Source organism: Microbacterium lacus (assembly GCF_002812805.1).
Classification (GTDB): domain Bacteria; phylum Actinomycetota; class Actinomycetes; order Actinomycetales; family Microbacteriaceae; genus Microbacterium; species Microbacterium lacus_A.
This window is the reverse complement of the sequence record NZ_NMUM01000044.1, coordinates 148,088-171,663: the sequence shown is the minus strand read 5'-3', so window position 1 is coordinate 171,663 and position 23,576 is coordinate 148,088. Positions and strand designations below refer to the sequence as shown.

The window sequence follows — 23,576 nt, the reverse complement described above, 5'->3', positions numbered from 1 at the left end:
TCTACCACGTGACGCCACCCGGCGAACGAAAGGAACGACCATGACAACTCGACGGATCCAGATCGTCATCAAGGCGACACCGGAGCAGGTGTGGACGGCGCTCACCGACCCATCCATCACGCCCGCCTACTATTACGGGTTCGAAGCACACTACGACCTCAGCCCCGGAGCGCCCTACTCTTACGTCAGTGCGGGAGAGCGAGTCATCACCGGACGGGTGACGGACGTCGTCGAGCGAGAGAAGCTGAGCATGACCTTCGCGGGCACGTGGGCGCCGGATGTCGCCGAGCTGCCCGAGAGCTTCGTCACCTATGAGCTCGGCGAGACCGCCATGGGTGTCCCCGGCATCACGGCCCTCACACTGACTCACGGCGGGCTCCCCGAAACAGAATCCGCGCACAACATCGAGATGGGCTGGGTCCTCATCCTCTCGGGCCTCAAGACCCTTCTCGAGACCGGTTCACCGCTCGTCCCCGCCGCTCCCGACGGAAAGTGAAGGAAGACGCATGCAGTACGCCATCCTCGCGCAAGAATCGCCCGCTGATTTCGCCGCACGCACCGACCCCGCCCTCGCAGCCGACTACTGGGCATCCTGGGCCGGGTATGTCGCCGCGCTTCGAGAAAGCGGCATCATGAGCGCGGCAGCGGGCCTCCAACCACCCGAGACATCGACGACGATCCGGCTGCGCGGCGGGTCCATCGACGTGCAAGATGGCCCCTTCGCCGACGTCAAAGAACACTTGGGAGGGGTCTTTCTCATCGACGCCCCCGACCTGGACACGGCCCTGGAATGGGCCGCTCGATGCCCCGCCGCCGCTCTCGGGAGCGTCGAAGTCCGGCCCGTGATCCCGCCGATGGGATGATCCAGCACGCCGCCGACGAGGCGCTTGAGCGGGCCCACCGGGTCTCGTTCGGGCGTCTCGTCGGCTGGCTCTTCCGCGTGACCGGAGACCTGCAGCTGGCAGAGGACTCCGTCGCCACGGCCTTCGCAACGGCCCTGTCTACCTGGAGGACGTCCGGGGTACCCGATTCACCGGAGGCGTGGCTGCGCGTGGTGGCACGGAACCATGCGCGGAGCGTGTTGAAGCGCGACAACCGCATGATCGCCGTGCCTCCCGAGGACTTCGCAGAGCTCGCACAACCGACTGCCACCGGAGGCGTCGACGGGCACATCGACGACCGGCTGGCGCTGATGTTCGTCTGCGCCCACCCCGCGATCGACCGACGAATGCACGCACCGCTCATGCTGCAGGCTGTCCTCGGAGTGGATGCCGCCCGCATCGCGACGGTGTTCCTGGTGCCGGCCGCGACCATGGGCCAGCGGCTGAGCCGCGCCAAGACGAAGATTCGTCACGCCGGAACAAGGTTCCGGCGTCCCGAGACCGACGAGTCCGCCTCTCGCCTGAACTCCGTGCTCCAGGCGGTATATGCGGCCTACGGCCTCGCAGATCCGATCGCCGACCTCGCCGATGACCGCAATGCGGCTCTGCGAGAGGAATCGCTTCGACTAGCGCGCCTCTTGACCGAGCTGCTCCCGACGGAACCCGAGACCTGGGGCCTGAACGCACTCCTGCTGCACACCGAGAGTCGCCGGCCGGCGCGCGTGGTGAACGGACGATTCATTCCCCTCATGGACCAGGACACGACCCTGTGGACGCCAGCAATCCGGGACCGAGCCGACGACAGCCTGCGGCACGCGTCGGCGCTGGGCAGGAGCGGACGTTTCCAGCTCGAGGCCGCGATCAGCGCGATTCATTCGTCGCGCGCCCGGAACTCATCAACCGACTGGGAGAGCATCGCGCTCCTCTATCGCGGGCTGTTGCGCATCGCGCCGACGGTGGGAGCGACCGTCGGTGCGGCGAGTGCGCTCATCGAGATCGGCCAGACGCGAGAGGCATCCGAACTTCTGAGCGCGCTACCCCAGGAGTTCGTCCGCGACCATCAGCCGTATTGGGTGTGCCGCGCCCGGCTCGCGCGTGCCGTCGGCGACAGCTCGGGCGAGCGTACGGCGCTGGACAACGCGATCGGGCTCACCTCGGATCCTGTCGTCCGCGCGTACCTTCTGCGCCAACGACCGGGCTGAGTGAGGGCTTCGATCGCAGCGGAATCGGATAGGTTCCCGATCTGGCGTCCGATGCAGGAACCGCTCAGAGATGTCGGTGGCGCCCGCGGCAGTAGGCGGTGCCCGGTCGCGAAATGTCCGCAGACACGAGCAGGTCGTACCGACGCAAATGTCCATCTCTCGCCAGCCCGCGTTCCCAGTACCTCCGGCACTGCCCGTGCGCGGAGTTGGAGCCGTCACTCCTGCGTGGACGTCGTCAGCTCCATCATCCGCTGGGCATAGGTATCGCCGTCGATCTCACCGTCGCCGTACTGGCGCATCAGCTCGTCGATCTGGGCCTTTAGCTCTGCTCGGTCCATCACTCACTCCTCATTAATCGTTCGATGATGGACCTGATGCGAGGGCGACCGGGCAGAGAACTGCCTCCCCGACTGCCGTAGGTCTACTCATCAATCTCATCCTCATGCTCGCACCAGTGATCACCGTCGTGCCCGTCTGGAAGACGACAGAACACTCCGCCGAACTTGCGTCGTCCGTGTGGAAAGTACAGTGCGTTGCACCACTCGGTCGAATCAGTCACAAATACCCCAATCTCACGCATTGCCAGTGCTCGCGGGCGCCATCGCGCGAGGACGTCCACCTGTTCCGAGAAGTGCACCCTTCAGGCCGCGCGCAACTCACGAGCCAGCACGGCAAGGCCGCAGTCATCCTTTGTCCCGTTCCTGAGAACCCCACCCAGCAAGCGCCGAATCTGGAGTCTCGATACCGGAACGGAAAGCGCGCCGCCTGCGCCGAGCAAGTTGATGATCTTCCGACACGCGGTCGCGAGCTGCTGTGTCTTCTGGTTGTAGAGGCTGGTCTCAGCTCCGTCGCTCATTAATATGAAGCCCGATACGTCGGTCGCCGATCCTCGGAGCAGCCTCATCGACGCGACTGCGGCCTCGGAGGTCACGAAGGTGGTCTGGTTTGCTATCCCCACGTTGTCGGGTGCGGAGACGACCTTCAGTGCTCCGGCCTTCAAGTACCCAATGACGCCATCACCCACGTGCACAGCGATGAACCGATCGCCGCTCACTGCTACCGCGAGGAAGGTTGAGGCGAGATCCCGAACCTCGCATCTCTGCCGCCTTGCGGTCTTGTGGAGTTGTTGGCGTAGTTCGTCGATGATCTCGCGTTTGATCTGTGCGCCATCGTCTCGGGAGTCGAACTCGTGGAAGCGTTCCGCGAGCAACCTGCAGCCTTCGCGCACAACCGCGTGCGCTCCATGCTCAGACCGAGCGGCCGATCCAGCCCCATCCGCAAGGCACGCTACCTGGACGCCGGCGCGTGTGAGGTACGCCGTCCGGTCTTGGCACGGCGTGCCTTCAGCGGCATGGCCGCGCCCGCGAACCTGATGATGGAACTCACGGAACAATCTAGAGTTCCGCCCACCCAGCGAGGCCCTCAAGGTCGAGCTTCGGCGCCGCTGCTCCGGGACTCGACTGCGACACTCGGGACACCGATTTCGATAGCCACTCGAAGAACTCTTTGAAGCTCAGCCCCTGGAGACGCAGGGGAGGCTTGGTCGGGCTGAAGCGAGCCAGAACGTTCATGTCGGCGTTCGATCCGATCCCGATTGGAAATATCGTGAGCTTCTTGTTTCCGATCAGCTCTGTCACACGCTGCACTGCCCGCTCGAGCTCTGCCGCGCTGCCATTCGGCGCGCCGTCTGTCATGAGGACAAGCCAAGGCTGGTAATAGAGAACACCGTTGTCTGAGTAGACCCTCTTGCGCGCATCGAGGGTATCGAGCGCGAGGTTCACCCCTTCACCCATCGACGTGCCGCCGGTCGCCTGAATGGAACTGATCCGCTGGACTCGGTCCACACTGGCGAACTCCTGGATCAACTTCGAGCCCGAATTGAACTCGACGATCGCAACTTCCGCAGCGTCATGCGCATCGTCATCATCGTTGATGGCGTCGTAGAACTGGTTCACCCCGTCGACGAGTTCGAGAATGGGAGCGCCTGCCATTGAACCACTCGTGTCGATGCAAAGGACAACGGGCACTCTCGGGGTCGGGTTCTCAATCAGATCATCTGTCTCGATCTCAAGCTTCGCCATGGATGCTCCATTCTGGTTGTCGGCCGGTAGGGATTCAGTTGTCCGTGTACGGAGCGTCGGAGTACCCACTCCGCTGCAGACGACCCACGAGTCTGTCCAAGACTGCTTTCGCCGGGACCGTAAACGCGCGCCGTGTTCCCAACGCCGCGACGAGCCTCGGACTCAGAAGGTAATAGGTGCGAATGACCGCGCGCCCCGAAGCGGACGAAGCGAGTGCCGAGTCCCGCCACCGTCGGAGGACCCAGACGGGTCCGCAGTCGTATGAGCCGTAGACGGCGGTCGCAACGTAGCACCCTCCCGACTTCTTCTCATCGAGCGGCTCTGTGGAAGTGGAGCCCGAGGTCGCGATCGTTCCCTTCGTGGTCGACGCGGGCAACGCGACGCATTCGGGAGGATACGTGTATCCGTAACCCTGCTTGTGGGTTGTCGGGACCGACTTCCCGAGGCGCTGGTGCCACGCGACATTCCCACGGCTAATGAAGGGTTTGCCGCACCTCGTACAAAGTCGTTCGGGATCCAGTTCGGCGTCATGCTTCGCCTTCGCCGCCGCCGCTTCTTTCGCACGTGCAGCTCGCTCCACATCCATCCGGTGGCAATCCGCGCATCGGCCATACGTCAGAGAGGACTTCTTGAAGCGCCGGCCGCAATCCTTGCAGGCGACCGGCGCGCATCGCTCGCACAGCCCATCTGTGAGGTACCGCTTCGGCATGGGTCGTCCACAGTCACCGCACTCACCCTGATTGCAGTCGTAGCACCGACCATCGATCAGGGACGACTTCGGCTTCTCCTGGCCGCACTGCGAGCAGTGAGCGAAGTTGCGCTTTCGATTGCAGCCCCAGCACACTCCGTCTCTGAGGGAGGACTTCGGCTTGCCGCAGTCGATGCACCTGGGAAGTCTCGCGCGGCATTCGTTGCAGAGCTTTGGAGTCGCGTACGTGCCCGTCTCTGCGCTGTAAATACCGGCCATTGATTTGCCACATTCGGCGCAGTCGTAGATGGGGGTCGTTCGCGCCATCGCTTTGAAGCGACTCGGATAGACGTCACTCGACATCGGGTCGAAGTTCTCCGGACTTCGAAGCCAACGCTGGTAGTTGCGGAAAGCCTCAAGCCACTCGGCGGCGGTAGGTCGGGTGCCATACCGGCTGCCTTCGCGGTGGAAGGTGTTCCAGAACAGTCCCTTCACCGTCGGCTCGATATGGCTCCACATGTACTTCCAGTTGCCAGCGGGCTGATCCTGGTTGGAGTATTCCTTGTACTGGAAAGCGAAGTTGCCTTCCTTGATCAGTCTGATGATGTCGCCGTCTGATCCGGAGCGGGCATATGGGAACTGCCCAGTGATCAGGATCATGAAGGCCATGGTCGCAATGGCGAAATTCTCGTGCTCAAGCGTTCGTAGGAAGTCGGGGTAGCGCTGCCCAATCACTTCTGGAGCGCTGAACATGTCGGTTCCGACGGGGCAGGGAAAGCCCTCGATCTGCCACGAGTCAGCGTCGATGATCCAGATCTTCTTGTTGGCGTCGACCTGTAGGTTCTTCGGGTTGATGTCACCAAGAACGATGTTCATCGAATGGAGGTAGGCGACCTTCTCGAGAAATTCGATCGCCACGTCCACGAGATCCGCCTTGGTCCACGTTGGAAAATCTGCCCTGAATCGTCGGGGGTTGAAGAGGGCCTTGGAGAACTCCCGACCGGAGGCTCGTGGCATCGCGTAACCGACGAACTCCCCATGTGTGTTGTTGACGACTGCGTGTGGGAAGCAGATACCGTCTGCGGTTAGGCCCCGGGAGACCATGAGTTCGATCTTCGCTCGACGATGTGTGGTGATGTTTCCCGCGTCGAAGACCTTCACGACGGCGGTATCTGTTACCGCGTAGACGCTGCCTTCACCGCCCTCTCCAAGCTTCTCACCAAGGCGAAAGACCGTACTCTCCCCGGGTGCCGTGAGGACGACCTCATCACCTTCGCCGGGGACGTCCTTCACGGCGAGCACCTCGTCCGGGCCTACGAAGGTCGCGGTCGAGGAGAATGGGGCCAGGCTCGGTGCGCCTATTGCGCGCGGGCGATCCGCTCCAGTCGCTTGCGGCGCACTCGCCAAGTCGCTGACCCCGAAGAACTCCGCGAACTCGCCGAGCGCTAGCTCGAGGCTGGCGACTTCGAGGTGATCCTTCGCGTTCTCCCGACCGTCCGCGATGCGCTTCTGAATCCGGCGAAACTTCGCGAGTCCTCGCTCGTAGAGCTGCTGGGGCGGTGAGCACTCGATCATGCCTTCAGCTGTCAGCCGCCCCGCAACGATCCACTCGTCAAGCCGGACGCCCAGCGCGTTGACCCTCAATGAAAGGGTGATGTCGTTCGTGAGCAGCGCCATCGCGTACTTGCCTGCGTATGCCTCAAACAGATCAACGAACAGGTCGTCCGCGTAGGGATTCGAACCGTCGCCGAGGTTCGTCCGAACGAGACCTCGTTGAGTCGCGGCTTCGAGAAAGTTCAGTGCGTTCGCGGCCTTCTTGATCGCCTCGATCCGCCCTTCGTCTTCACCCGACGGATCCGCCTTACTCTGCTTGGTTAGCTCCGCCATCACTTTGGTAGGCACGACGATCGGGCTTCCTCCAGATCGAACCTTTTCGTCGATGCGCAGGAAAAGCTGCTGGAGTCCACCTTTTCGCGTGCGGTCGGTGTCCATAAAGACATTCGTGTCAATGAACAGCCTGGAATCTGGGCCCACCAAGTCTGCTGGATCGAACGTGAGCAGTTCTTCGGTAGTGCTACTCATTGAACTGAACACCGCTCTGGAAGGAAGGCCGCACGGCAACGGGCGCCTCGCCCCCAAAGGTGACGTTGCTGAGGAAACGAACCCTCAGCTCCGGGTCTCCCGTGTAGGTGCGGCTACGGATCACTTCGGCTTCGAACACGATCCGTGGGGTGTTCTGGTCAGACTCATCCGGCGCAACGTCGAACGTTACGGCCCGGACCGCGTCGTTGCCGTCCGTGCCCACCGGAGCGGAACTCTGCTCCATAGCAGTTTGGAGAATCGACTGGAGATCGTCAGGGACTCCCAAGAGCTGGGACAGGAACGACGCCGGCGAGTACGAAGCCGAGAACCTGGTCGGGTAGGACGAGCTTCCGGAACCACCCTGGCTCAATGATCCGCTCGACGAAGAGCGACTTATAGCTTGGCTCGCCCTCCCCATTGAGTAGTACTTGCCGTCATAGTTGCCGTGCGCCCTCAGCGCCGCGATCTGTCGGCCCGTGGCCGGACGCGACCAGCGCGCCGAACTTCCCTTGCCCATTTCCCACCCCAACCTGTCGGGCAGACCCCATGAAGCTTTACTGTAGCGGCGGTCCCGGACGCTAACATCGGCGCTACGAGAACGGTCGACGGCGCAGTAGCTCACCCCGCACTATGCGTAGGTAATCCGAGGCTCAACCGCGAGCACAGTCGTGCCGTGCTTCGAGCAGCGGAAGGCGCCGAGAACGGCCAACGAGTTGGGGCCCGAATCGGCTATGCGGTCGTGGCGTCCTCACCGTCGCTCACGTTGTCCGCCGCAACAGCGCGGCGGCCGCGATAATCGTCAAGATTGATGATGCCCACAGGCGTGTCGATGGTGGTCGTGGACGCATCGGCGGCGCCAACCGGGAAGGCAACTTCCTCGTTCGTGCTCGATTCGGCGGCCGTCTTGCGCGAACCTCGCCCAACCCGGCTGGCCACCCATCGGCCGAAGCGCTGCACGTCCTTCTTGCCACGCGCATCCCAGTACGCCTGAGCGATGGGCGCGACTACTTCGCGTAGGACCCACAGGATGCCATCCGCGGTTTGCTGTACGCGGCGATCGTATGCCGCCTGAGACTCCGCCTCCTCGCGCTGAGTCCGAGCCTTGCTCTCGCGATCGAGCCAAGCATCGAACTCGCGATCTTCATCGGCAGTGGCAGCGTTGTACGGGCGCGGGTTCTTGTACTGATTGATGAGCGTGCCGTCTGCGCGACGGGCCCCTCCGGATCCGAACTGATCGTCAGCGATATCCTCGCCGTCTCCATCCAGCGCATCGGCGTCCACGATGAACTGCCGAACTTTGGGTTCCTTCTCGTTCACCTTGCACACCCTCCCCGATGACACGATCCTAGGGCGGCGAATGGCCCCCGTCAGCCGAGAACCGTGGCAGCCGATTGGGTCATGAGAAGCGCGACCAGCGACCCGAGGCAGATGCAGAAGCTGATGAGCGCGATCTTGAAGTAGCGGAACTTTGTCACTGCGACTCGCGCAAGCGATGCTGCCTGCGCCCAGGCTTCTTGTCGAACTTGGTCGTCTGTCGCTACCACGGGCGCGAGTCCGCCGACGGATGCCTGCGCCAGGCTCGGCCAAGCGAACCTGTTGGGCGAGTTCGGATCCGAGGACATCCGTGGAATGAGCGCTCGGACGAGGCTAAACCCTGTGATTGACGCGGAGAGCAGAAAGGCGATGGCGAACACCGTCCAGATCCCGAACGCGAACGGAACGGCCATCACATCCGGCACCGACTCCAGCAGTCGAGGGACTGCGAAGGTCAGGCTGAGGCCAAAGGATCCTGCAAGGATCGTCGCCTTCGCGTCCGCGTTCTTGATCCAACCTCCCGTCTCCTGGATCGCGAGCTTGCTCTGCTCCCAGTCAGGCGGTGATGCAGACACCTGACGGCCCTTACGCCGCATCTACCTGAACTCCATCGATCGGCCAGCGACGACTCATGCGCCACTCGGTGTATGCGGCCAGCCAATGGGCACCCCATGCGACGGCGGTCGCGGCGTCATGCACCACCGGGTTCCACTCGCTGCGATCCGCCACGCAGAGGTTGCCGCTGAGGTAGAGGTGCGGGGATGGCACCCATCGTCCCGACGAGAACGCGCCGAGCTTCGGGCCGATTACCCGAAGCGCTGGGAGTCCCTGATCCGCACGCAACTCAACCTGGAGCGTGAATCGTCCGCGGCCGGTGTCGATCTGGCCGGTCCAGCGTGGTCCGTGACTCGCGTTCCCCTCGTTGTACTCGAACCCGGGAAACGAGCGATCCATCGCGTCGCGATGAAGCCTGACCTGCGCACTGTCGTCCCACCAGGCGTTCGGCGTATTGATCTGGCCAGCATCTGCACCGCCGTGAAAGGTGTGCTTCTGTACCGGGGTGACGGGGCCGAGACGGTCATGCACGGCGACGCCAGCATCTGAGACGTGAACGCCATCGAAGACGATCCGCCCGTCGACGGTGACGTATCGCGGGACTTCAACTCCGTGGTGGCTGAGAAGGGATGCGATTGACATGTTGGCCTCCTTAGCCGACGGTCACGGACGACACCGAGTTGCCGGCGAGCTCGTGGACTAGCGACTCCGAGTGCGCCAGGGTTCCCGTCCACCGGTAGTCGTAGAAGTGATAGCTCTTCGTGACGTGATCTCGTGTGTACGTCTTCGGCGGGTCGAGCTTCGTGAACTGGGTAGCGTCGGGAAACAAACCCGCCAGGTTCTCCCCGGTTACGATTTCCCACGACAGCGCCTTCTTCTCGCATTTCGAAGCGAAGTTTGCCGCGAACCCAACCGGGTTGATCTCGCTATGTCCGACCGAGCCGGTGCGCACGAAGGTGATCTGCCCGAAGTCCAAGCCGGCGCGCGCCTGAACGCGCGCCACACCCATCTGCTCGAGGCGCGGGTTCACGTTCTCCTTCACCGCGTTGAGCGCGAAGGCGCTGGCAGCCAGCGCGCACGACGCGCCGACCCGCGGATCACCCGGTCCGAAGCCCGCGAAGAGTCCGTCGCCGCGCAGGCCGAGCGGATATCCACCATGACGAAGAACGGTCTCGACGAAGCCGGCAAGCACTGCGTCTGCGAGATCGGCCACTTCGTCCTGCGGGTCCCAGAACGTGCGTCCCGTGAAGTCGCGGAGGTCGATGAACATCGCAGTCATGGAGGTCGTACGCTTCTGGCCAATCGCCAGATCTTCGAAGTCGGGGTGCCCCAGTGCGGTGCCGCTTCGCGTCTCCATCGCTTCGTGGGCGAAGACCTGCCCCTTCGAAAGGCGCCGCCGCTCCCCGAAGTGCTCCAGGACCGTGTCTCCGAAGGACCGTGCCGTGTACTGCATGTGAACCTCAGCGCTCTCACCCGCGTGTCGGTCACGCCGGTCTCATCAGTATACATGCAGACTTCACCCCAAGGGTGAATGTATGATTGCAACTGAGGATGTGGCTACGATGAAGATACACAACGGGCCGGGAACGAGTTGCGCATCGAGTTCACTGACGATCTGGTGCGCGCGTTCTGCGAGCGGCGCACAGATCACGCGTACCCATGGGACGTTGGCTTGCACCGCACGCTGATGATGCGCCTTCAGGGCCTAGCAGCCGCAGTGACGGCTGATGACATCCTGGCTCTAGCGTCGATGAACTTCGTGCCGGCCAGTGAGGATGGAGGCACCGTGCGGGTGACCGGCGGATACCGGCTTCAGATCGAGTTCTCACATGATGCCCCGCCGACAGTGTTCATCCGAGGGATAGCACCCGCGACGCCGATAGGAGATCGGAATGCATGAGTTTCGCGTTGAGGACATTGCTCACGCTGGCGAGCACCTTCTCGGCGAGCTGAACAGTCGCGGTTGGAGCCAGGCGGAGTTCGCAGGGATACTTGGGCGCCCCGTCCAGTTCGTGTCCGAGATCATCAACGGCAAGAAGGAGATCACGAGGGAATCAGCAGCGCAGATCGGTGCCGCGTTTGGAACGTCGCCCGAATACTGGTTGCAGTTGCAGGACGGCTATTACCTTGCACAGCAACGCTCGGACTCTGAGTCGGCTGCGCGTCTCGAGTCCGTGCGCAGGAGGGCCAGCCTTCGCGCAAACTTCCCGATCTCGCTCCTCGCGCAGCGCGGGCTGGTCCACCCGACCGACCCCCAGCGCCAGGAACAAGACATCCTGCGGTTGTACAAGATCTCATCCCTCGACGAGCGCCCGGAGTTCGCGCTTGCCGCTCGGCGGTCAAACGCGACTGAGCCCATGACTCAGTTGCAGGAGGCTTGGTTTGTCAGTGTTCGCGATAAGGCAGAGAGGCAATCCGCTGGGGTCTACAGCGAGACCTCGTTTCGCGAACTGGCATCTAACTTGCCGCAGCGAATCAAGTCCCCCCGAGACTTTGAAAGTCTGCCCATCCAGTTCGCCGGCGCGGGAGTGAAGCTCGTTCATATCGACACGTTCCCGACGAGCAAGTTGGACGGATGCGCGTTCGTTGTTGATGGGGCCCCTGTCATCGGACTCACCGGGCGCGGCAAACGGCTAGACAAGGTCTTCTTTACGCTTCTGCATGAGGCGGCGCACGTCCTACTCGGGCACGTGGGATCGGCGCCGATCGTTGATGAGACGGACGCCGATAACGGGCCTGAGACCAACGTCGAGGACGCCGCCAACTCCCTTGCTGCCCGCTGGTCATTTGGAGACGGTCTTCCCGCTGCGCCAGCGCGGATTGGTGAAGCCTGGGTTGACTCTGTCGCGGACAGCCTTGACGTTCACCCATTGATGGTCATCGGCCACCTTCAGCACAAGGGATTGCTGAATTGGCGAACGTCGCTGGTTCGAGGGGCCCCGACCGTCACGGATGCACTGCGAGCTTGGAACTAGCTGCACCAGGACGGACATGGTGACGACGATGATTGTCCATGCCATACCGAATAGGCCATACCGACGGTCGTTCGCGGGAACGCTGGATCAGTGGCGAAGCGGACCAGACCCGAGGATGCGGCCTGGAGCGACTATGTCGGCTCCAGACAGCGATACGCGAAGCTCGAGGGGTCCTCGCCGACCTGGACGACACACCTCCATCCAACATGGACTTGATGTTCTACATGCAGGCGTACGACGTGCTCCATCTGCATCTCGAAGAGCTGCTCGCGGCGTTGCCCGAACGGATCGACAATCGGTCTCCTGATTTTCTGAAGTAGCGCTCTAGCCGTAGTGGTCAGCCCCGCGAGGATGTGAACCACCCGTGATTCACAAAGGCTGTGAATTGGGTTCACTTGCGTGGCGATCAGATCTGCGTTACAGTGAATCAACCCGGAGGTGGGAATCGGATTCACAAACAGATTGGCAGCTATAATGTACACACGAAAGCCGGCGTTCGGTCGTCGCATTGTCCTTATCGACATCGAGAACATCGTGGGAGGTGGAGTATTAATGCCCGAACAGGTTCAGGCAGCACAGGCGGCAATCGCGGCGGCGGTCGTCCCGCGCAACGACGACCAAGTGGTGATTGCATGCGGCCGGTTCAGTATTGACGTCGTCGGCTTTGAGTGGCGGGGACCCCGCCGCCTCGTGTTTCGTGCTGGCATGAACGGCGCAGACCTCGAGCTCCTCGACATTCTGGAGACCGAAAGGGTCGGAGACCGGTTCGCTGAGATCGTGCTCGTCTCGGGCGATGGCATCTTTGCGGAGGTCGTCTCGCGCTTGGGGCTTCACGCCGACGTCTCGGTCGCATCGCGCACTGAATCCTGCTCTCGGAGACTTCGCATGGCCGCGAAGCGCGTGCTCGACATCGACTACGACCCGAACGCAATCATGGAGGCAGCATGACCCCGCAACCCGTCGGGGGTCTCCTCGCGCCGAGCGACATTGCAGACCTCGCTGGTGTCTCCCGCGCAGCAGTGAGCAACTGGCGCAAGCGCATGACTGACTTTCCCCAGCCTGCAGGTGGCACAGCGAACAAGCCACTCTTCAGCGCATCCGAGGTTGAGAGCTGGCTCGCGGCTCATCCGGACAAGAGGCGGGTCGAGTCGATCGTGAATTCAGCCGCGAAGCAATGGGAAGCGCAACTGTGGGGCGTCGCTAACCTTTTCCGCGGGCACACATCAGTTCACGCCATGGGCGAGATCTTTGTCCAGACGGCGGTCGACCTCGTGAAGGAGCGGCCCTCCTATGTGGGGAGCGGCATCCAGCAAGCATCAGTCGACCAGCTGCGAGAAGTGCTCGCCGACATCCCGCGCGCTGAGCTCGCAGACGTGATCGATCGCGTCCTCGAGCGGACGTCCCGATCTTTGGGAAGGTCCGCAGGCGAAACCGGGTTCGTCGGCTCGCGCACCAGTTCTCTTCTGGCCTCGCTTGCGTCAGGCCTTCGCGGTGGCACGCTCTACGACCCCGCATGCGGCATTGGCGTCGCTTTGTTGGAGGCCGTCGAGATGGGCGCCCGCCCAAACCGCATCGTGGGCGACGAAATCAATACTGCGGCAGCTGAGATCGCGCGAGGCCGAGCGATTCTGCGTGGTGTCAACTTTGATCTCCGGATCGCTGACGTTCTCCACCACGACCCGGACCCGGAGCTTCGAGCCGACGTCGTGATTGCCGAACCTCCCTTCGGCCTGCGCATCGATCCAACGACGACGATGATCGACCCACGGCTGCGATTCGGGATTCCTCCACGCTCAAGCGGTGACGCCTTCTGGCTTCAGCACGTCGTGGCGCATCTCGCCGACGACGGCGTCGGCTACGTGCTGACCTCCCCCGGCATGCTCTTCCGCCGCGGCGCCGAAGCTGAAATCAGGCGCAATCTCCTTCTCGGCGGGTGGGTCCATGCGGTCGTCGGCCTACCTGGAAAGATGCTGCCCCACACTTCGATCCCTCTGGCGCTTTGGGTGCTTGGCAAGACACGTGCGGTGACGAGAACCGAGGTGTTGCTGATCGATGCGTCGTCCGTCGATGCGCCGGAGAACGAGGTGGCGGACTGGTTGAGTGGCGACGAAGCCCTCGCGAAGGTCCCCCACATGCGAGTTTCGGTCGAAGAGCTCACTGCTGGCGACGCAGACCTCAGCCCTGGCCGATGGATGCTGTCCGAAGAAGTCGACGAAGTCGAAGTCGAGCGAGAGTTCGAACACACCCGTCAGGACATGCGCCGCGCGTCCGCAGCGCTCAGCGAAATCTCGCGGGCTGTGGCGGCTCCCGCGCTGTCTGGTACGCCGCCGGTCCTCACGGTGGCCGAACTTGTTGAAGCCGGCGCGATCGAAACGGCGTCCGCACGGCCGCTGAGAGAAGCGGATGCAGCCGAACTCGACGGCCGTCATGTCGACGCGGCCGCAGTTCGAAGGCGCGAGCTGCCCTCCGTCAGCCACCTCAACCGCGTCCAAGCGCGCGAGCTCACTGCCCCTGGCGATGTACTGCTCACGGCCATGCACGACATCCAGGCAATGGTCGATGAAGAGGGCGGGCACCTCCCGGTGGGAAGCGTCTATCGCATCCGTGTCGCCGACCCCACGAAGCTCGATCCGCACTATCTGGCTGACGCACTTACTGGCGAGTGGAACCTGCGCCTCGCTTCCGGCGCCAGCATCCCCCGGATCCCGGTGCGCGAGATCGAGGTGCCGGTTCCGTCGCTTCAAGAGCAGCGCGCGATTCACGTCGCAGTGAGCGAGGCACGACGCGGCAGAGATCTGGCAATGGAAGCGGCGAAGGCCGCCGATAGCCTGGCGGGGACCATGCTCACGGCTGTGCGGCACGGAATCAGCTTGACCACGACCCCGACCGATGGACTTCCTAGATGACTGCACAGCTCACGCTTCCCGAGCTGGAGCAGTATCTTGCGAAGGCCGCTGACCTTCTCCGCGGCAGCATCGACCAGGCTGATTTCAAGGCCTACATTTTCCCGCTGATGTTCTTCAAGCGAATCAGTGACGTCTACCTCGAGGAGTTCGAGCAGGCGCTCGATGAATCGGGTGGCGATCATGAGTTCGCCGCGTTCACAGAGAATCACCGCTTCGCGATCCCTGATGGCAATCTGTGGTCCGACGTCCGCAAGAAGACCGAGAACATTGGCACCGCTTTGCAGACTGCGTTCCGCGAAATAGAGAAGGCGAACCCCGAGACGCTCTATGGCATCTTCGGCAACGCCAACTGGACGAATAAAGACAAGCTGCCTGACCGTAAGCTCGCCGACCTCATCGAGCTCTTCGCGACGAAGACGTTGGGCAACGCGAACGTTGCCCCCGATGTGTTCGGCAACGCGTACGAATACCTCATCAAGCGGTTCGCCGACCAATCGAACAAGAAAGCCGGCGAATACTACACCCCACGCTCGGTGGTCAGCCTGCTCGTGAACATCCTCAACCCGCAAGAGGGCGAGAGCGTTTACGACCCAGCGTGCGGGACGGGCGGCATGCTCATCGAGGTCATCGAGCACGTGAAGGCTACCGGCGGCAGACCAAAGACTCTCTGGGGGAAGCTTTACGGCCAGGAGAAGGTGCTCGCGACGTCGGCGATCGCACGCATGAATCTGCTGCTGCACGGCATCGAGGATTTCAAGGTCGTCCGTGAGGATACGCTTCGCAACCCCGCGTTCTACACGGGCAACCATCTCGCGCGATTCGACAACGTTCTCGCGAACCCACCGTTCTCACTCAAGGCCTGGGGCGATGTCGAGTGGGCCTCCGATCGGTGGGGTCGCAACCAGCTCGGCGGAGTGCCGCCGAAGGGCTACGCGGACTGGGCGTGGGTGCAGCACATGCTCACTTCGGCCGACCCAAAGACCGGCCGCGTCGCGGTTGTGCTCCCGCAGGGTGCCCTGTTCCGGCAAGGCGCGGAAGCACGCATCCGCACACACATCCTGAAGGCCAAGAAGGTGGAAGCCGTGATCGGCCTGGCGCCCAACCTGTTCTACGGCACCGGTCTCGCGGCCTGCGTCCTGATCCTGCGCCATCAGCGGCCGGCCGATCAACAAGACAAGGTGCTGTTCATCAACGGCGAGGACCTGATGAAGAAGGGTCGCAACCAGAACACCCTCGAAACCGAACACGCGACCAAGCTGTTTGACGCCTACCGCGGGTTCGCCGACCTCAAGGGCCGCGCGCACGTCGCCGATCTCGCCGACATCGAGAGAAACGCATTCAATCTCAACATTCCGCTGTACGTCGCTCCCACCGACACGGGAGAGCAGGCCACACTTGCCGACGCGCTGTCGAACCTCGAAGCCGCGCATGAGCGTGCGAAGGAAACTCGGGCAGCGTTGGAAGCAGAGCTTGCAAAGTGGGGGTTGAGCGCGTGACCGGCCAGATCAGCCAACGCGAGCTGGAGAATTATCTCTGGGGCGCTGCGGTCATCCTGCGCGGACTTATCGATGCCGGAGACTACAAGCAGTACATCTTTCCGCTCGTCTTTCTCAAACGCATTTCGGACGTCTACGACGAGGAACACGCAGCCGCAGTCCATACGTACAGCGACGAAGAGCTCGCCGACCTTCCTGAGAATCACCGCTTCGCGATTCCGAATGGATGCCGCTGGACTGACGTACGTACAGTGACCGAGAACATCGGCGCGACTGTTCTGCGGGCGATGCGCGCCATTGAGTCCGCCAACCCCGACACCCTGCCGGGCGTGTTCGGGGACGGCGACTGGGGCAACAAGAACCTGCTGCCAGACTCCACGCTGGCCGACCTCATTGAGCACTTGTCGACGCAAACACTGTCGATCGCGAACCTGCCCGAAGATGAACTCGGCAATGGCTACGAGTACCTCATCAAGAAGTTCGCGGACGACTCCGGTCACACCGCTCAGGAGTTCTACACGAACCGCACTCTCGTACGCCTGATGACCCTCATGCTCGAACCACAGCCGGGCGAATCAGTGTACGACCCGACCTGCGGCACTGGCGGCATGCTCATCTCCACCGCCGCCGAAGTGAAGCGGCAGGGCAAGGAGTGGCGCAACCTTCGGCTTTACGGCCAGGAGCTCAACCACGGAACCTCGGCCATCGCCCGAATGAACCTCTTCCTGCACGGCATCGCCGACGGACACATCGCACATGGCGACACCCTCGCTCGGCCCTCGTTCCTGGACAACAAGGGTGGGCTGCAGACCTTCGACGTGGTGCTCGCCAACCCGCCGTACTCGATCAAAGCCTGGAACAAGGATGCCTTCGCAAAGGACCCATACGGTCGCAACATGTGGGGCGTGCCACCACAAGGACGCGCCGACTACGCCTTCTTCCAGCACATTGCCAAGAGTCTCGATCCTAGGACTGGACGCGCGGCCATCCTTTTTCCGCATGGCGTTCTATTCCGTCGAGAAGAGGCCGCGCTGCGCGAAGCGCTGGTGAAGTCCGATCTTATCGAGTGCGTGCTCGGACTGGGTGCGGGGCTCTTCTATAACTCGCCGATGGAGGCTGTCGTCATCACACTCCGCGCCACCAAACCCGCCGAGCACCGCGGCAAGGTGCTGTTCATCAACGCCATCAACGAGGTCGCGCGCGAACAGGCGCAGTCGTTCTTGCGCGACTCGCACCAGACGAAGATCCTCGACGCATATCACGACTTTTCCGACGCGCCTCGGTTCGCCGCCGTCGCGACCCTCGGCCAGATCTCCGACAAGGGATACAGCCTCGCGATCCCGCTGTACGTCGCCAGCGCGAAGGCGGTTGACGCGAGCGAGCAGATCGGCAGCGTCGATGCACTCGCTGGCTGGCGTCAGATAGCGGATGCCTCGGAGGACGCGATCGTGGCCGCGATCGCCCTTCTTCGCTCGGAGGCGACCGAATGAGACTGAACCTCGACAAGTCCACCTGGAAGCGCGTCGCCTTCGGCGACGTTATCGACAGCATCACCGATCGCGTCGATGACCCATCCATGGCTGGCGTCGACCGCTACGTCGGTCTCGAGCACCTCGACCCCGGCGTCCTGACAGTTCAGCGTTGGGACAGGCCGGACAAGGTTGAAGCACAGAAGCTGCGGTTCAAACCCGAGGACGTCATCTTCGGCCGGCGGCGGGCCTATCAGAAGAAGGTCGCTCGTGCGGATTTCGAAGGCATCTGCTCGGCACACGCACTTGTCTTGCGCGCGCGCCCTGGTCTCATCGATCCCTCGTTCCTCCCTGTCTTCGTGGCCAGCGACTACTTCCTAGACCGAGCTATCGAGATCTCCGTGGGATCTCTTTCGCCTACAGTCAATTGGGGGCAGCTCAAGACCCAGGAGTTCGTCCTTCCACCATTCCCCGAGCAGAAGCCGATCGCTGACGTTATCTGGGCGATCGAGCGTCACAAGAATGCACTCGGGGCAGTAGACGTTGCTTTGACCGAGTCGCAAGCCCCGCTCATGGCCGTGGATGCCGAATCATTCGTCACGGTGGACGATGTGGTGACTATTGCGCGAAGTGGTGCGACCCCGTTGCGGGCCAACAAGAGCTTTTACGGCGGCGGAATTCCGTGGTTGAAATCCGGGGAGGTCATTGGTGACGACATCACTGCGACGGAAGAGTCCATCAGCGACGCTGGCCTTGCGCGTTCCGCAACCTGGCTAGCGCCATCCGGTTCGATTGTGGTCGCGATGTATGGGGACGGCAAGACTCGCGGGCAAGTAGGCCGCTTGGGGACGCCCATGTGTACGAACCAGGCTGTCTTGGCACTTGTGCCTGACGAGTCGATGGCGGATCCGGACTTCCTCTACTACTGGTTGCGGTCGAGGCAGGCTGAGCTTCGTAGCAAAGGTGCGGGCGCTGCCCAAAAGAATCTCTCGAAGGCTCTTGTTGTCACTGAGCCGTTCCCAAATCTGTCGCGCGAGAGCCAGAAGGCGGCGGCGCAGAAAGTCCTAGCGCTGAACACGGCACGAGACCAGGCCATTAGCGAAGCCACCGAGCTTTCGCGAGTACGCAGTGCTCTCATCGCGGAGATCTTCGGAGGCAACTGATGGCGCAGTTCAATGAGGCAAACTCCGTGCGCGACTTCGTTCGCGATCTGATCACGTCCCCGGACGTGCAGTTCTTGCCGGGCAGTCAGTTACCGCGGCTCCCCAGCGAGGTACTGCTCGAAGGACTCGTCATCGACGCGCTGACCCGCCTGAACCCTGAGATCGCGGCCGATCCGCGGAAGGCCGACGAGGTCATTCACGTGTTGCGCGCCATCCTGATCACGGCACGCAACAACCCGCATCCAGTCGTCGCAAACGAAGAGTTCATGGCGTGGCTGACAGGGCAGAAGTCCATGCCGTTCGGGCCGAACGGCGAGCACACAACAGTGCGCCTCATCGACTTCGATCACCCGAACGAAGATTCATCGAACCAATGGATCGTGTCGACCGAGGTGACGTTCCAGTTGGGGCGGCTGGGCAAGCGATTCGATCTAGTGCTGTGGTGCAACGGATTTCCGCTGGTCGTCGGCGAAGCGAAGACTCCTATACGCGCCGCCTACTCATGGATCGACGCTGCTGCGCAAATTCACGACGACTACGAAGCGAGCGTGCCGCAGTTCTTCGTGCCGAACGTGCTGGTGTTCGGGACCGAGGGCAAGGACTTCCGATACGGCTCCGTCGGGATGCCGGTAGAGCTTTGGGGCCCATGGCGCGACGAACAGACCGATCCAAGCGTGCCGGCGAAGGTCGGCCTCGAGATCGTGAAGGATGCGGTCGACGGAGTCCTGTCGCCAGCATCCGTTCTCGACTTCCTGCGGTTCTTCACAGTGTTCGCGACCGATGCGAAGCACCGCAAGATCAAGGTCATCGCTCGATTCCAGCAGTTCCAGGCTACGAACCTGATCGTGGAGCGGGTACTGCACGGGCGCATCAAGCAGGGGCTCATCTGGCACTTCCAAGGCTCCGGCAAATCGCTGCTGATGCTGTTCTCCGCGCTCAAGCTACGTGCCACGGCCGAGCTGACCAACCCAACAATTCTGATCGTCGTTGACCGCATCGACCTGGACACGCAGATCACCGGCACCTTCAACGCCTCGGACGTGCCCGGCCTGGTGTCAACCGATTCACGCAAGGAACTGCAAACGCTGCTCAGCCAGGGCGCGCGCAAGATCATCATCACGACGATCCACAAGTTCGGCGAGGTCGATGGTGTGCTCGACGACCGGCAGAACATCATCGCGATGGTCGACGAAGCCCACCGCTCGCAGGAGGGTGATTACGGACAACGGATGCGCGAGGCTTTGCCGAACGCCTTCCTGTTCGGCCTCACCGGCACACCGATCAACAAGCGGGACCACAACACGTTCATGTGGTTCAGATCGGCCGAAGACGAGGGCGGTTACCTGTCGCGATACTCGTTCCAGGACTCGATCCGCGACGGGGCGACTCTCCCGTTACACTTCGAGCCCCGGCTGAGCGAGATACACCTTGATCAGGAGAAGATCGACACCGCCTTCGAAGAGCTCGCCGCGGAGCGCAACCTCAGTGAAGGTGAGAAGATCACGCTGTCGAAAAAGGCGGCATCCATCGAGGTGCTGATCAAGGCGCCCGACCGCATCCGACAGATCGCCGACGACATCGTCACGCACTTCACTGCGAAGGTCGAGCCCGAAGGCTTCAAGGCTCAGCTGGTGGCGTACGACAAGGCATCCTGCGTCGCATACAAGGAAGCGCTCGACACGATGCTGCGGCCGGAGGCATCGACCATCGTGATGTCGAAGGCGCGCACTGATCCCGCGTCCTGGGCACAATGGACGCCCGATGCCGATGAGCTGGAGCAGATTGTCGCGCGGTTCAACGACCCGTCCGATCCGCTGAAGATCATCATCGTCACCGCCAAGCTACTCACAGGGTTCGATGCACCGATCCTGCAGACCCAGTATCTCGATAAGCCTCTCAAGGAGCACACGCTGCTCCAAGCAATAACCCGAACGAACCGTGTCTACCCGCCGAGCAAGACGCACGGCCTTATCGTCGACTACCTTGGCATTTTTGATGACGTCGCCAAGTCGCTCGCCTTCGACGATGCCGCCGTGCAACAGGTCATCTCGAACATCGAAGAGCTCAAGGATCAGCTCGCGCCGGCCATGGCTGCCGCGCTCGTCTTCTTCCCCGGAGTCGACCGCTCGATCGGCGGCTACGAAGGGCTGATACAGGCGCAGGCCGCAATCGCCGTCGACACGGTGAAGGACGCGTTCGGGCTCGCCTACAGTGTCGTGTCGCAATTGTGGGAGGCGCTCAGTCCTGACCCGATGCTGAGAGACTTCCGCGACGACTACAAGTGGCTCACCGACGTTTACGAGTCAGTTCGGCCGGCGGACATCACCGGGCGGCTGGTGTGGCATGCGTTGGGCGCGAAGACCATCGAGCTGATCAACGAGAGCATCCACGTCGAAATCCCGCAGGGCGACGAGACGATCGTTCTCGACGCGCAGACGATCGAAGACCTGATGAACGGCAAGCGCAAGGACGTGCCGACCGACGAGATTGAGAAGCAGATTACAGCGCGTATCGCCCGTCACCTCAACAACCCCGTCTTCATCGAACTCGGTCAGCGCCTTAACGCGCTGCGCGAGAAGTACGCCGACATCCAGCAGTCGAGCCTCGACTTCCTGCGCGACTTGCTCGAGCTCGCGAAGGACACGGTCGCTGCGGAGAAGGCGGAGAACGAGATCCCGCGCGAAGAGAAGGGCAAGGCGGCGCTCACTGAGTTGTTCGAAGCGCTAAAGGGCGACGAGACACCGATCATCGTGTCGAACGTCGTCGACCGCATCGACGAGGTTGTTCGAGCGGTGCGGTTCGACGGGTGGCAGTCGACCCTCGAAGGCGACCGCGAGGTGCGAAAGGCCTTGCGACAGACGCTGTACGTCCAGTTCAAGATCCGTGAGAACGATGTCTTTGAGAAGGCCCTGGGGTATGTCCAGGAGTACTACTGAGCAAGAAGAGAAGCCAATGACTAAGTTGGTGCATCCCAGCCGCTACACCGGCGGAGCATACACATGGGACGGGTTCAAGTCGGCTGTCCGTCGCGCGGACCGCGACAGCCTGCTTATGGAGGCAGCAGCGGTGACTGCCATTTTCGCCAATGGCGAGGATCCCACCGAATGGAAACGATTGGGCGTGACCCCGTGGACCGTCGCTGACGTAGCTCGCACCTCGCTCGCATGGGGAGGGCCCGGGCGGACACGGGCAGAGCGGCAGACGCTCTTCCGGTTGTGCAACATGAATGCTCTGTTGATCGATGAGGAGAGCGGCTCTTCGGTCCGTTCGGACAACGAAGCTAACGGAGTGATCCCTGACGAGTCCCCCGAGGAGATCGAGGCATCTCGCGAGCGGCTCGGCCGCATTCTTGCTCGGATCTATTTCGAGCAATTCCCCGGTCAAAGATCCATCCTCGCCGAGGTCGCCCGGTCGATCTTGCTTTTCGGCTCCGCGTCTGAGATCCCTAGCGGGTATGCCCCGAAGCTGATGACCCCGGGCTGGTTCGAGCGGCTAACGGGGGGCCTCACGCTCGATGACTACGTCGAGTCGGTCTTCCTGTTCTCGGTCATCGCGCAACAGCAAAGTGGCCGCGTCTCGCTCGATGACTTGGACTCCCCTGCGCTTCTGGAGCTCGCGGACGTGTTTTCGCTAGACGCCGCGCGACGAGTTTTTGCCGATCATCTTGTGACGAGAGTTGCCGAGTTCAAGGCAACGAACCGCGTTTGGCAGGATCCACTACCTTCCGCGGAGAAGAAGTTCGCTTTCAATCCGCTCACGAACCGACCGATCGTAGAGGGCATCGCGTCTGGGGCTGTCGCGCCCTGGGTGCAGGCAATCATCACCAAAGCGCTTCCTCCGTCGATCTACTTTCTGCCCCCAACCGATCTTCGCAAATCCTTTGCCGACGACCTCGGCCCCGTCTTCCAGCACTACACCGGTCGGCAGCTCGAACTCATCGACGGGGCGAAGCAGGTCCTTCCGGAAGAGCGCTACAAGCTGGGAAAGCAGGAGATCGACTCGTGCGACTGGTTCCTGGACCTCCCTGATGTGCTCGTGCTCATTGAGTGCAAGGCCCGGCAGCCAATCGAGTCACTCCGTGTTGGCGGGGCTGACTGGCTCCGGTCGATCGAGGACAGCATCGGCAAAGGCATCCGTCAACTCAACCGCTCGCACACGCACATCAAGGCGATCAGCTCGGTGCGAACGGAGATCGACACCACCAAACCGCGAGTGGGCATCGTGGTCACTCTGGAGCCGTTCTATCTCAATCAGAACTGGCTGATTCGTGAGCGGCTAGATCAGGCCGAGTTCCCCCTCGGCGTGCTTTCGATCGGCGAGCTCGAGACGCTCGTCCTCCTAAGCGCGAACGAGCTCGGTCAGGCTTTGCTCACGTGCGCAGGTGCCGCTGAAGACAACGTAATGCTACTCAACCCCGCACTAGACGAAACGCACGGGCGGGAGAACGCGTTGCTCGTGAGTACATGGGAGTCAATCGGTCTGTTCACACGCATCAATCGGGCCGCCGAGCGGCTTGGCATGGACCCTGAGTAGCCCCGAGTCAAACCCTCGCACAAGTCTTCAGTCGACCGACATCCCACAGGGAGTCGTCGACGCGTCGAAATGTCCATATGGACATCGCGTGGACATTTCATCTGCGAAATGGACATTTCAAAAAAATCCCTACTGTAGGAAACGCTCAGAGATGTCCGCCCGTGTGCGACGGGTCCAAGGCAGGACGAGACGAAATGTCCACGTTCGGCGACAGCCAGTGGCACGCGACTT

Annotated in this window: 20 protein-coding genes; 11 read left to right on the top strand and 9 right to left on the bottom strand. The window is 62.2% G+C overall.

The features are described 5' to 3' along the window. The first annotated feature begins 40 nt into the window (after positions 1–40). From CGU34_RS15600 to CGU34_RS15590, 3 genes are read left to right on the top strand one after another with little or no spacing between them, the layout of a single operon-like run. Positions 41–496, top strand: a complete 456-nt coding sequence (locus CGU34_RS15600) for an SRPBCC domain-containing protein (protein ID WP_100814632.1) — start codon at positions 41–43, stop codon at positions 494–496. 10 nt (positions 497–506) lie between these two features. Continuing rightward, positions 507–863 carry a YciI family protein gene (locus CGU34_RS15595; protein ID WP_100814631.1) on the top strand — a complete coding sequence of 119 codons (357 nt, stop codon included), beginning with the start codon at positions 507–509 and terminating at the stop codon, positions 861–863. Beyond that, on the top strand, positions 860–2,083 hold the full coding sequence (locus CGU34_RS15590) for an RNA polymerase sigma factor (protein WP_157811356.1): 1,224 nt from the start codon (positions 860–862) through the stop codon (positions 2,081–2,083). Before CGU34_RS15595 ends, CGU34_RS15590 begins: the two co-directional genes overlap by 4 nt. 215 nt (positions 2,084–2,298) lie before the next feature. On the opposite strand, the gene CGU34_RS17600 is transcribed toward CGU34_RS15590, so the two are convergent. The 9 genes from CGU34_RS17600 to CGU34_RS15550 all read right to left on the bottom strand — a co-directional run bounded on the left by CGU34_RS17600 (position 2,299) and on the right by CGU34_RS15550 (position 10,256). Continuing rightward, a complete protein-coding gene (locus CGU34_RS17600) occupies positions 2,299–2,421 on the bottom strand; it encodes a hypothetical protein (RefSeq protein ID WP_269800312.1) in 123 nt (40 codons plus the stop codon). 302 nt (positions 2,422–2,723) lie between these two features. After that, positions 2,724–3,476: a PP2C family serine/threonine-protein phosphatase gene (locus tag CGU34_RS15585; protein WP_157811355.1), complete on the bottom strand. Its 753-nt coding sequence runs from the start codon at positions 3,474–3,476 to the stop codon at positions 2,724–2,726. A 1-nt stretch (position 3,477) separates the two neighbouring features. Then, the gene (locus tag CGU34_RS15580) at positions 3,478–4,164 is read right to left on the bottom strand and encodes a vWA domain-containing protein (protein ID WP_100814628.1); all 687 of its coding nucleotides are present in this window, start codon (positions 4,162–4,164) and stop codon (positions 3,478–3,480) included. A 34-nt stretch (positions 4,165–4,198) separates the two neighbouring features. Continuing rightward, a complete protein-coding gene (locus CGU34_RS15575; RefSeq protein ID WP_100814627.1) occupies positions 4,199–6,934 on the bottom strand; it encodes a CFI-box-CTERM domain-containing protein in 2,736 nt (911 codons plus the stop codon). Then, positions 6,927–7,157 (bottom strand): hypothetical protein, encoded by a 231-nt coding sequence (locus CGU34_RS17070; protein ID WP_157811354.1) that lies wholly within the window; start codon positions 7,155–7,157, stop codon positions 6,927–6,929. Before CGU34_RS17070 ends, CGU34_RS15575 begins: the two co-directional genes overlap by 8 nt. Positions 7,158–7,663: 506 nt before the next feature. After that, positions 7,664–8,251, bottom strand: coding sequence for a hypothetical protein (locus CGU34_RS15565; RefSeq protein ID WP_157811353.1), 588 nt, complete (start codon positions 8,249–8,251; stop codon positions 7,664–7,666). A gap of 50 nt (positions 8,252–8,301) precedes the next feature. After that, the gene (locus tag CGU34_RS15560; protein WP_157811352.1) at positions 8,302–8,823 is read right to left on the bottom strand and encodes a Pycsar system effector family protein; all 522 of its coding nucleotides are present in this window, start codon (positions 8,821–8,823) and stop codon (positions 8,302–8,304) included. 10 nt (positions 8,824–8,833) lie between these two features. Next, positions 8,834–9,445 (bottom strand): hypothetical protein, encoded by a 612-nt coding sequence (locus tag CGU34_RS15555; protein WP_100814623.1) that lies wholly within the window; start codon positions 9,443–9,445, stop codon positions 8,834–8,836. A 10-nt stretch (positions 9,446–9,455) separates the two neighbouring features. Beyond that, the gene (locus CGU34_RS15550) at positions 9,456–10,256 is read right to left on the bottom strand and encodes an adenylate/guanylate cyclase domain-containing protein (protein ID WP_157811351.1); all 801 of its coding nucleotides are present in this window, start codon (positions 10,254–10,256) and stop codon (positions 9,456–9,458) included. Between the two features lie 439 nt (positions 10,257–10,695). Here CGU34_RS15550 and CGU34_RS15540 point away from each other — a divergent pair, with 439 nt between their 5' ends. From CGU34_RS15540 to CGU34_RS15505, 8 genes are all read left to right on the top strand, one after another. Continuing rightward, complete coding sequence (locus CGU34_RS15540; protein WP_100814621.1) at positions 10,696–11,778, top strand: helix-turn-helix domain-containing protein; 1,083 nt, start codon at positions 10,696–10,698, stop codon at positions 11,776–11,778. 438 nt (positions 11,779–12,216) lie between these two features. Continuing rightward, a complete protein-coding gene (locus CGU34_RS15535) occupies positions 12,217–12,726 on the top strand; it encodes an NYN domain-containing protein (protein ID WP_157811350.1) in 510 nt (169 codons plus the stop codon). Next, positions 12,723–14,684, top strand: coding sequence for an N-6 DNA methylase (locus CGU34_RS15530; protein ID WP_100814619.1), 1,962 nt, complete (start codon positions 12,723–12,725; stop codon positions 14,682–14,684). The genes CGU34_RS15535 and CGU34_RS15530 overlap by 4 nt, the downstream gene beginning before the upstream one ends. Further along, the gene (locus CGU34_RS15525; protein ID WP_100814618.1) at positions 14,681–16,180 is read left to right on the top strand and encodes a type I restriction-modification system subunit M; all 1,500 of its coding nucleotides are present in this window, start codon (positions 14,681–14,683) and stop codon (positions 16,178–16,180) included. Before CGU34_RS15530 ends, CGU34_RS15525 begins: the two co-directional genes overlap by 4 nt. After that, positions 16,177–17,670 (top strand): type I restriction-modification system subunit M, encoded by a 1,494-nt coding sequence (locus CGU34_RS15520; protein ID WP_100814763.1) that lies wholly within the window; start codon positions 16,177–16,179, stop codon positions 17,668–17,670. The genes CGU34_RS15525 and CGU34_RS15520 overlap by 4 nt, the downstream gene beginning before the upstream one ends. Then, the gene (locus CGU34_RS15515) at positions 17,667–18,812 is read left to right on the top strand and encodes a restriction endonuclease subunit S (protein WP_100814617.1); all 1,146 of its coding nucleotides are present in this window, start codon (positions 17,667–17,669) and stop codon (positions 18,810–18,812) included. The genes CGU34_RS15520 and CGU34_RS15515 overlap by 4 nt, the downstream gene beginning before the upstream one ends. Continuing rightward, the gene (locus tag CGU34_RS15510; RefSeq protein ID WP_100814616.1) at positions 18,812–21,748 is read left to right on the top strand and encodes a type I restriction endonuclease subunit R; all 2,937 of its coding nucleotides are present in this window, start codon (positions 18,812–18,814) and stop codon (positions 21,746–21,748) included. Before CGU34_RS15515 ends, CGU34_RS15510 begins: the two co-directional genes overlap by 1 nt. 16 nt (positions 21,749–21,764) lie before the next feature. Further along, positions 21,765–23,345, top strand: coding sequence for a hypothetical protein (locus CGU34_RS15505; RefSeq protein WP_100814615.1), 1,581 nt, complete (start codon positions 21,765–21,767; stop codon positions 23,343–23,345). Positions 23,346–23,576: the final 231 nt, after the last annotated feature.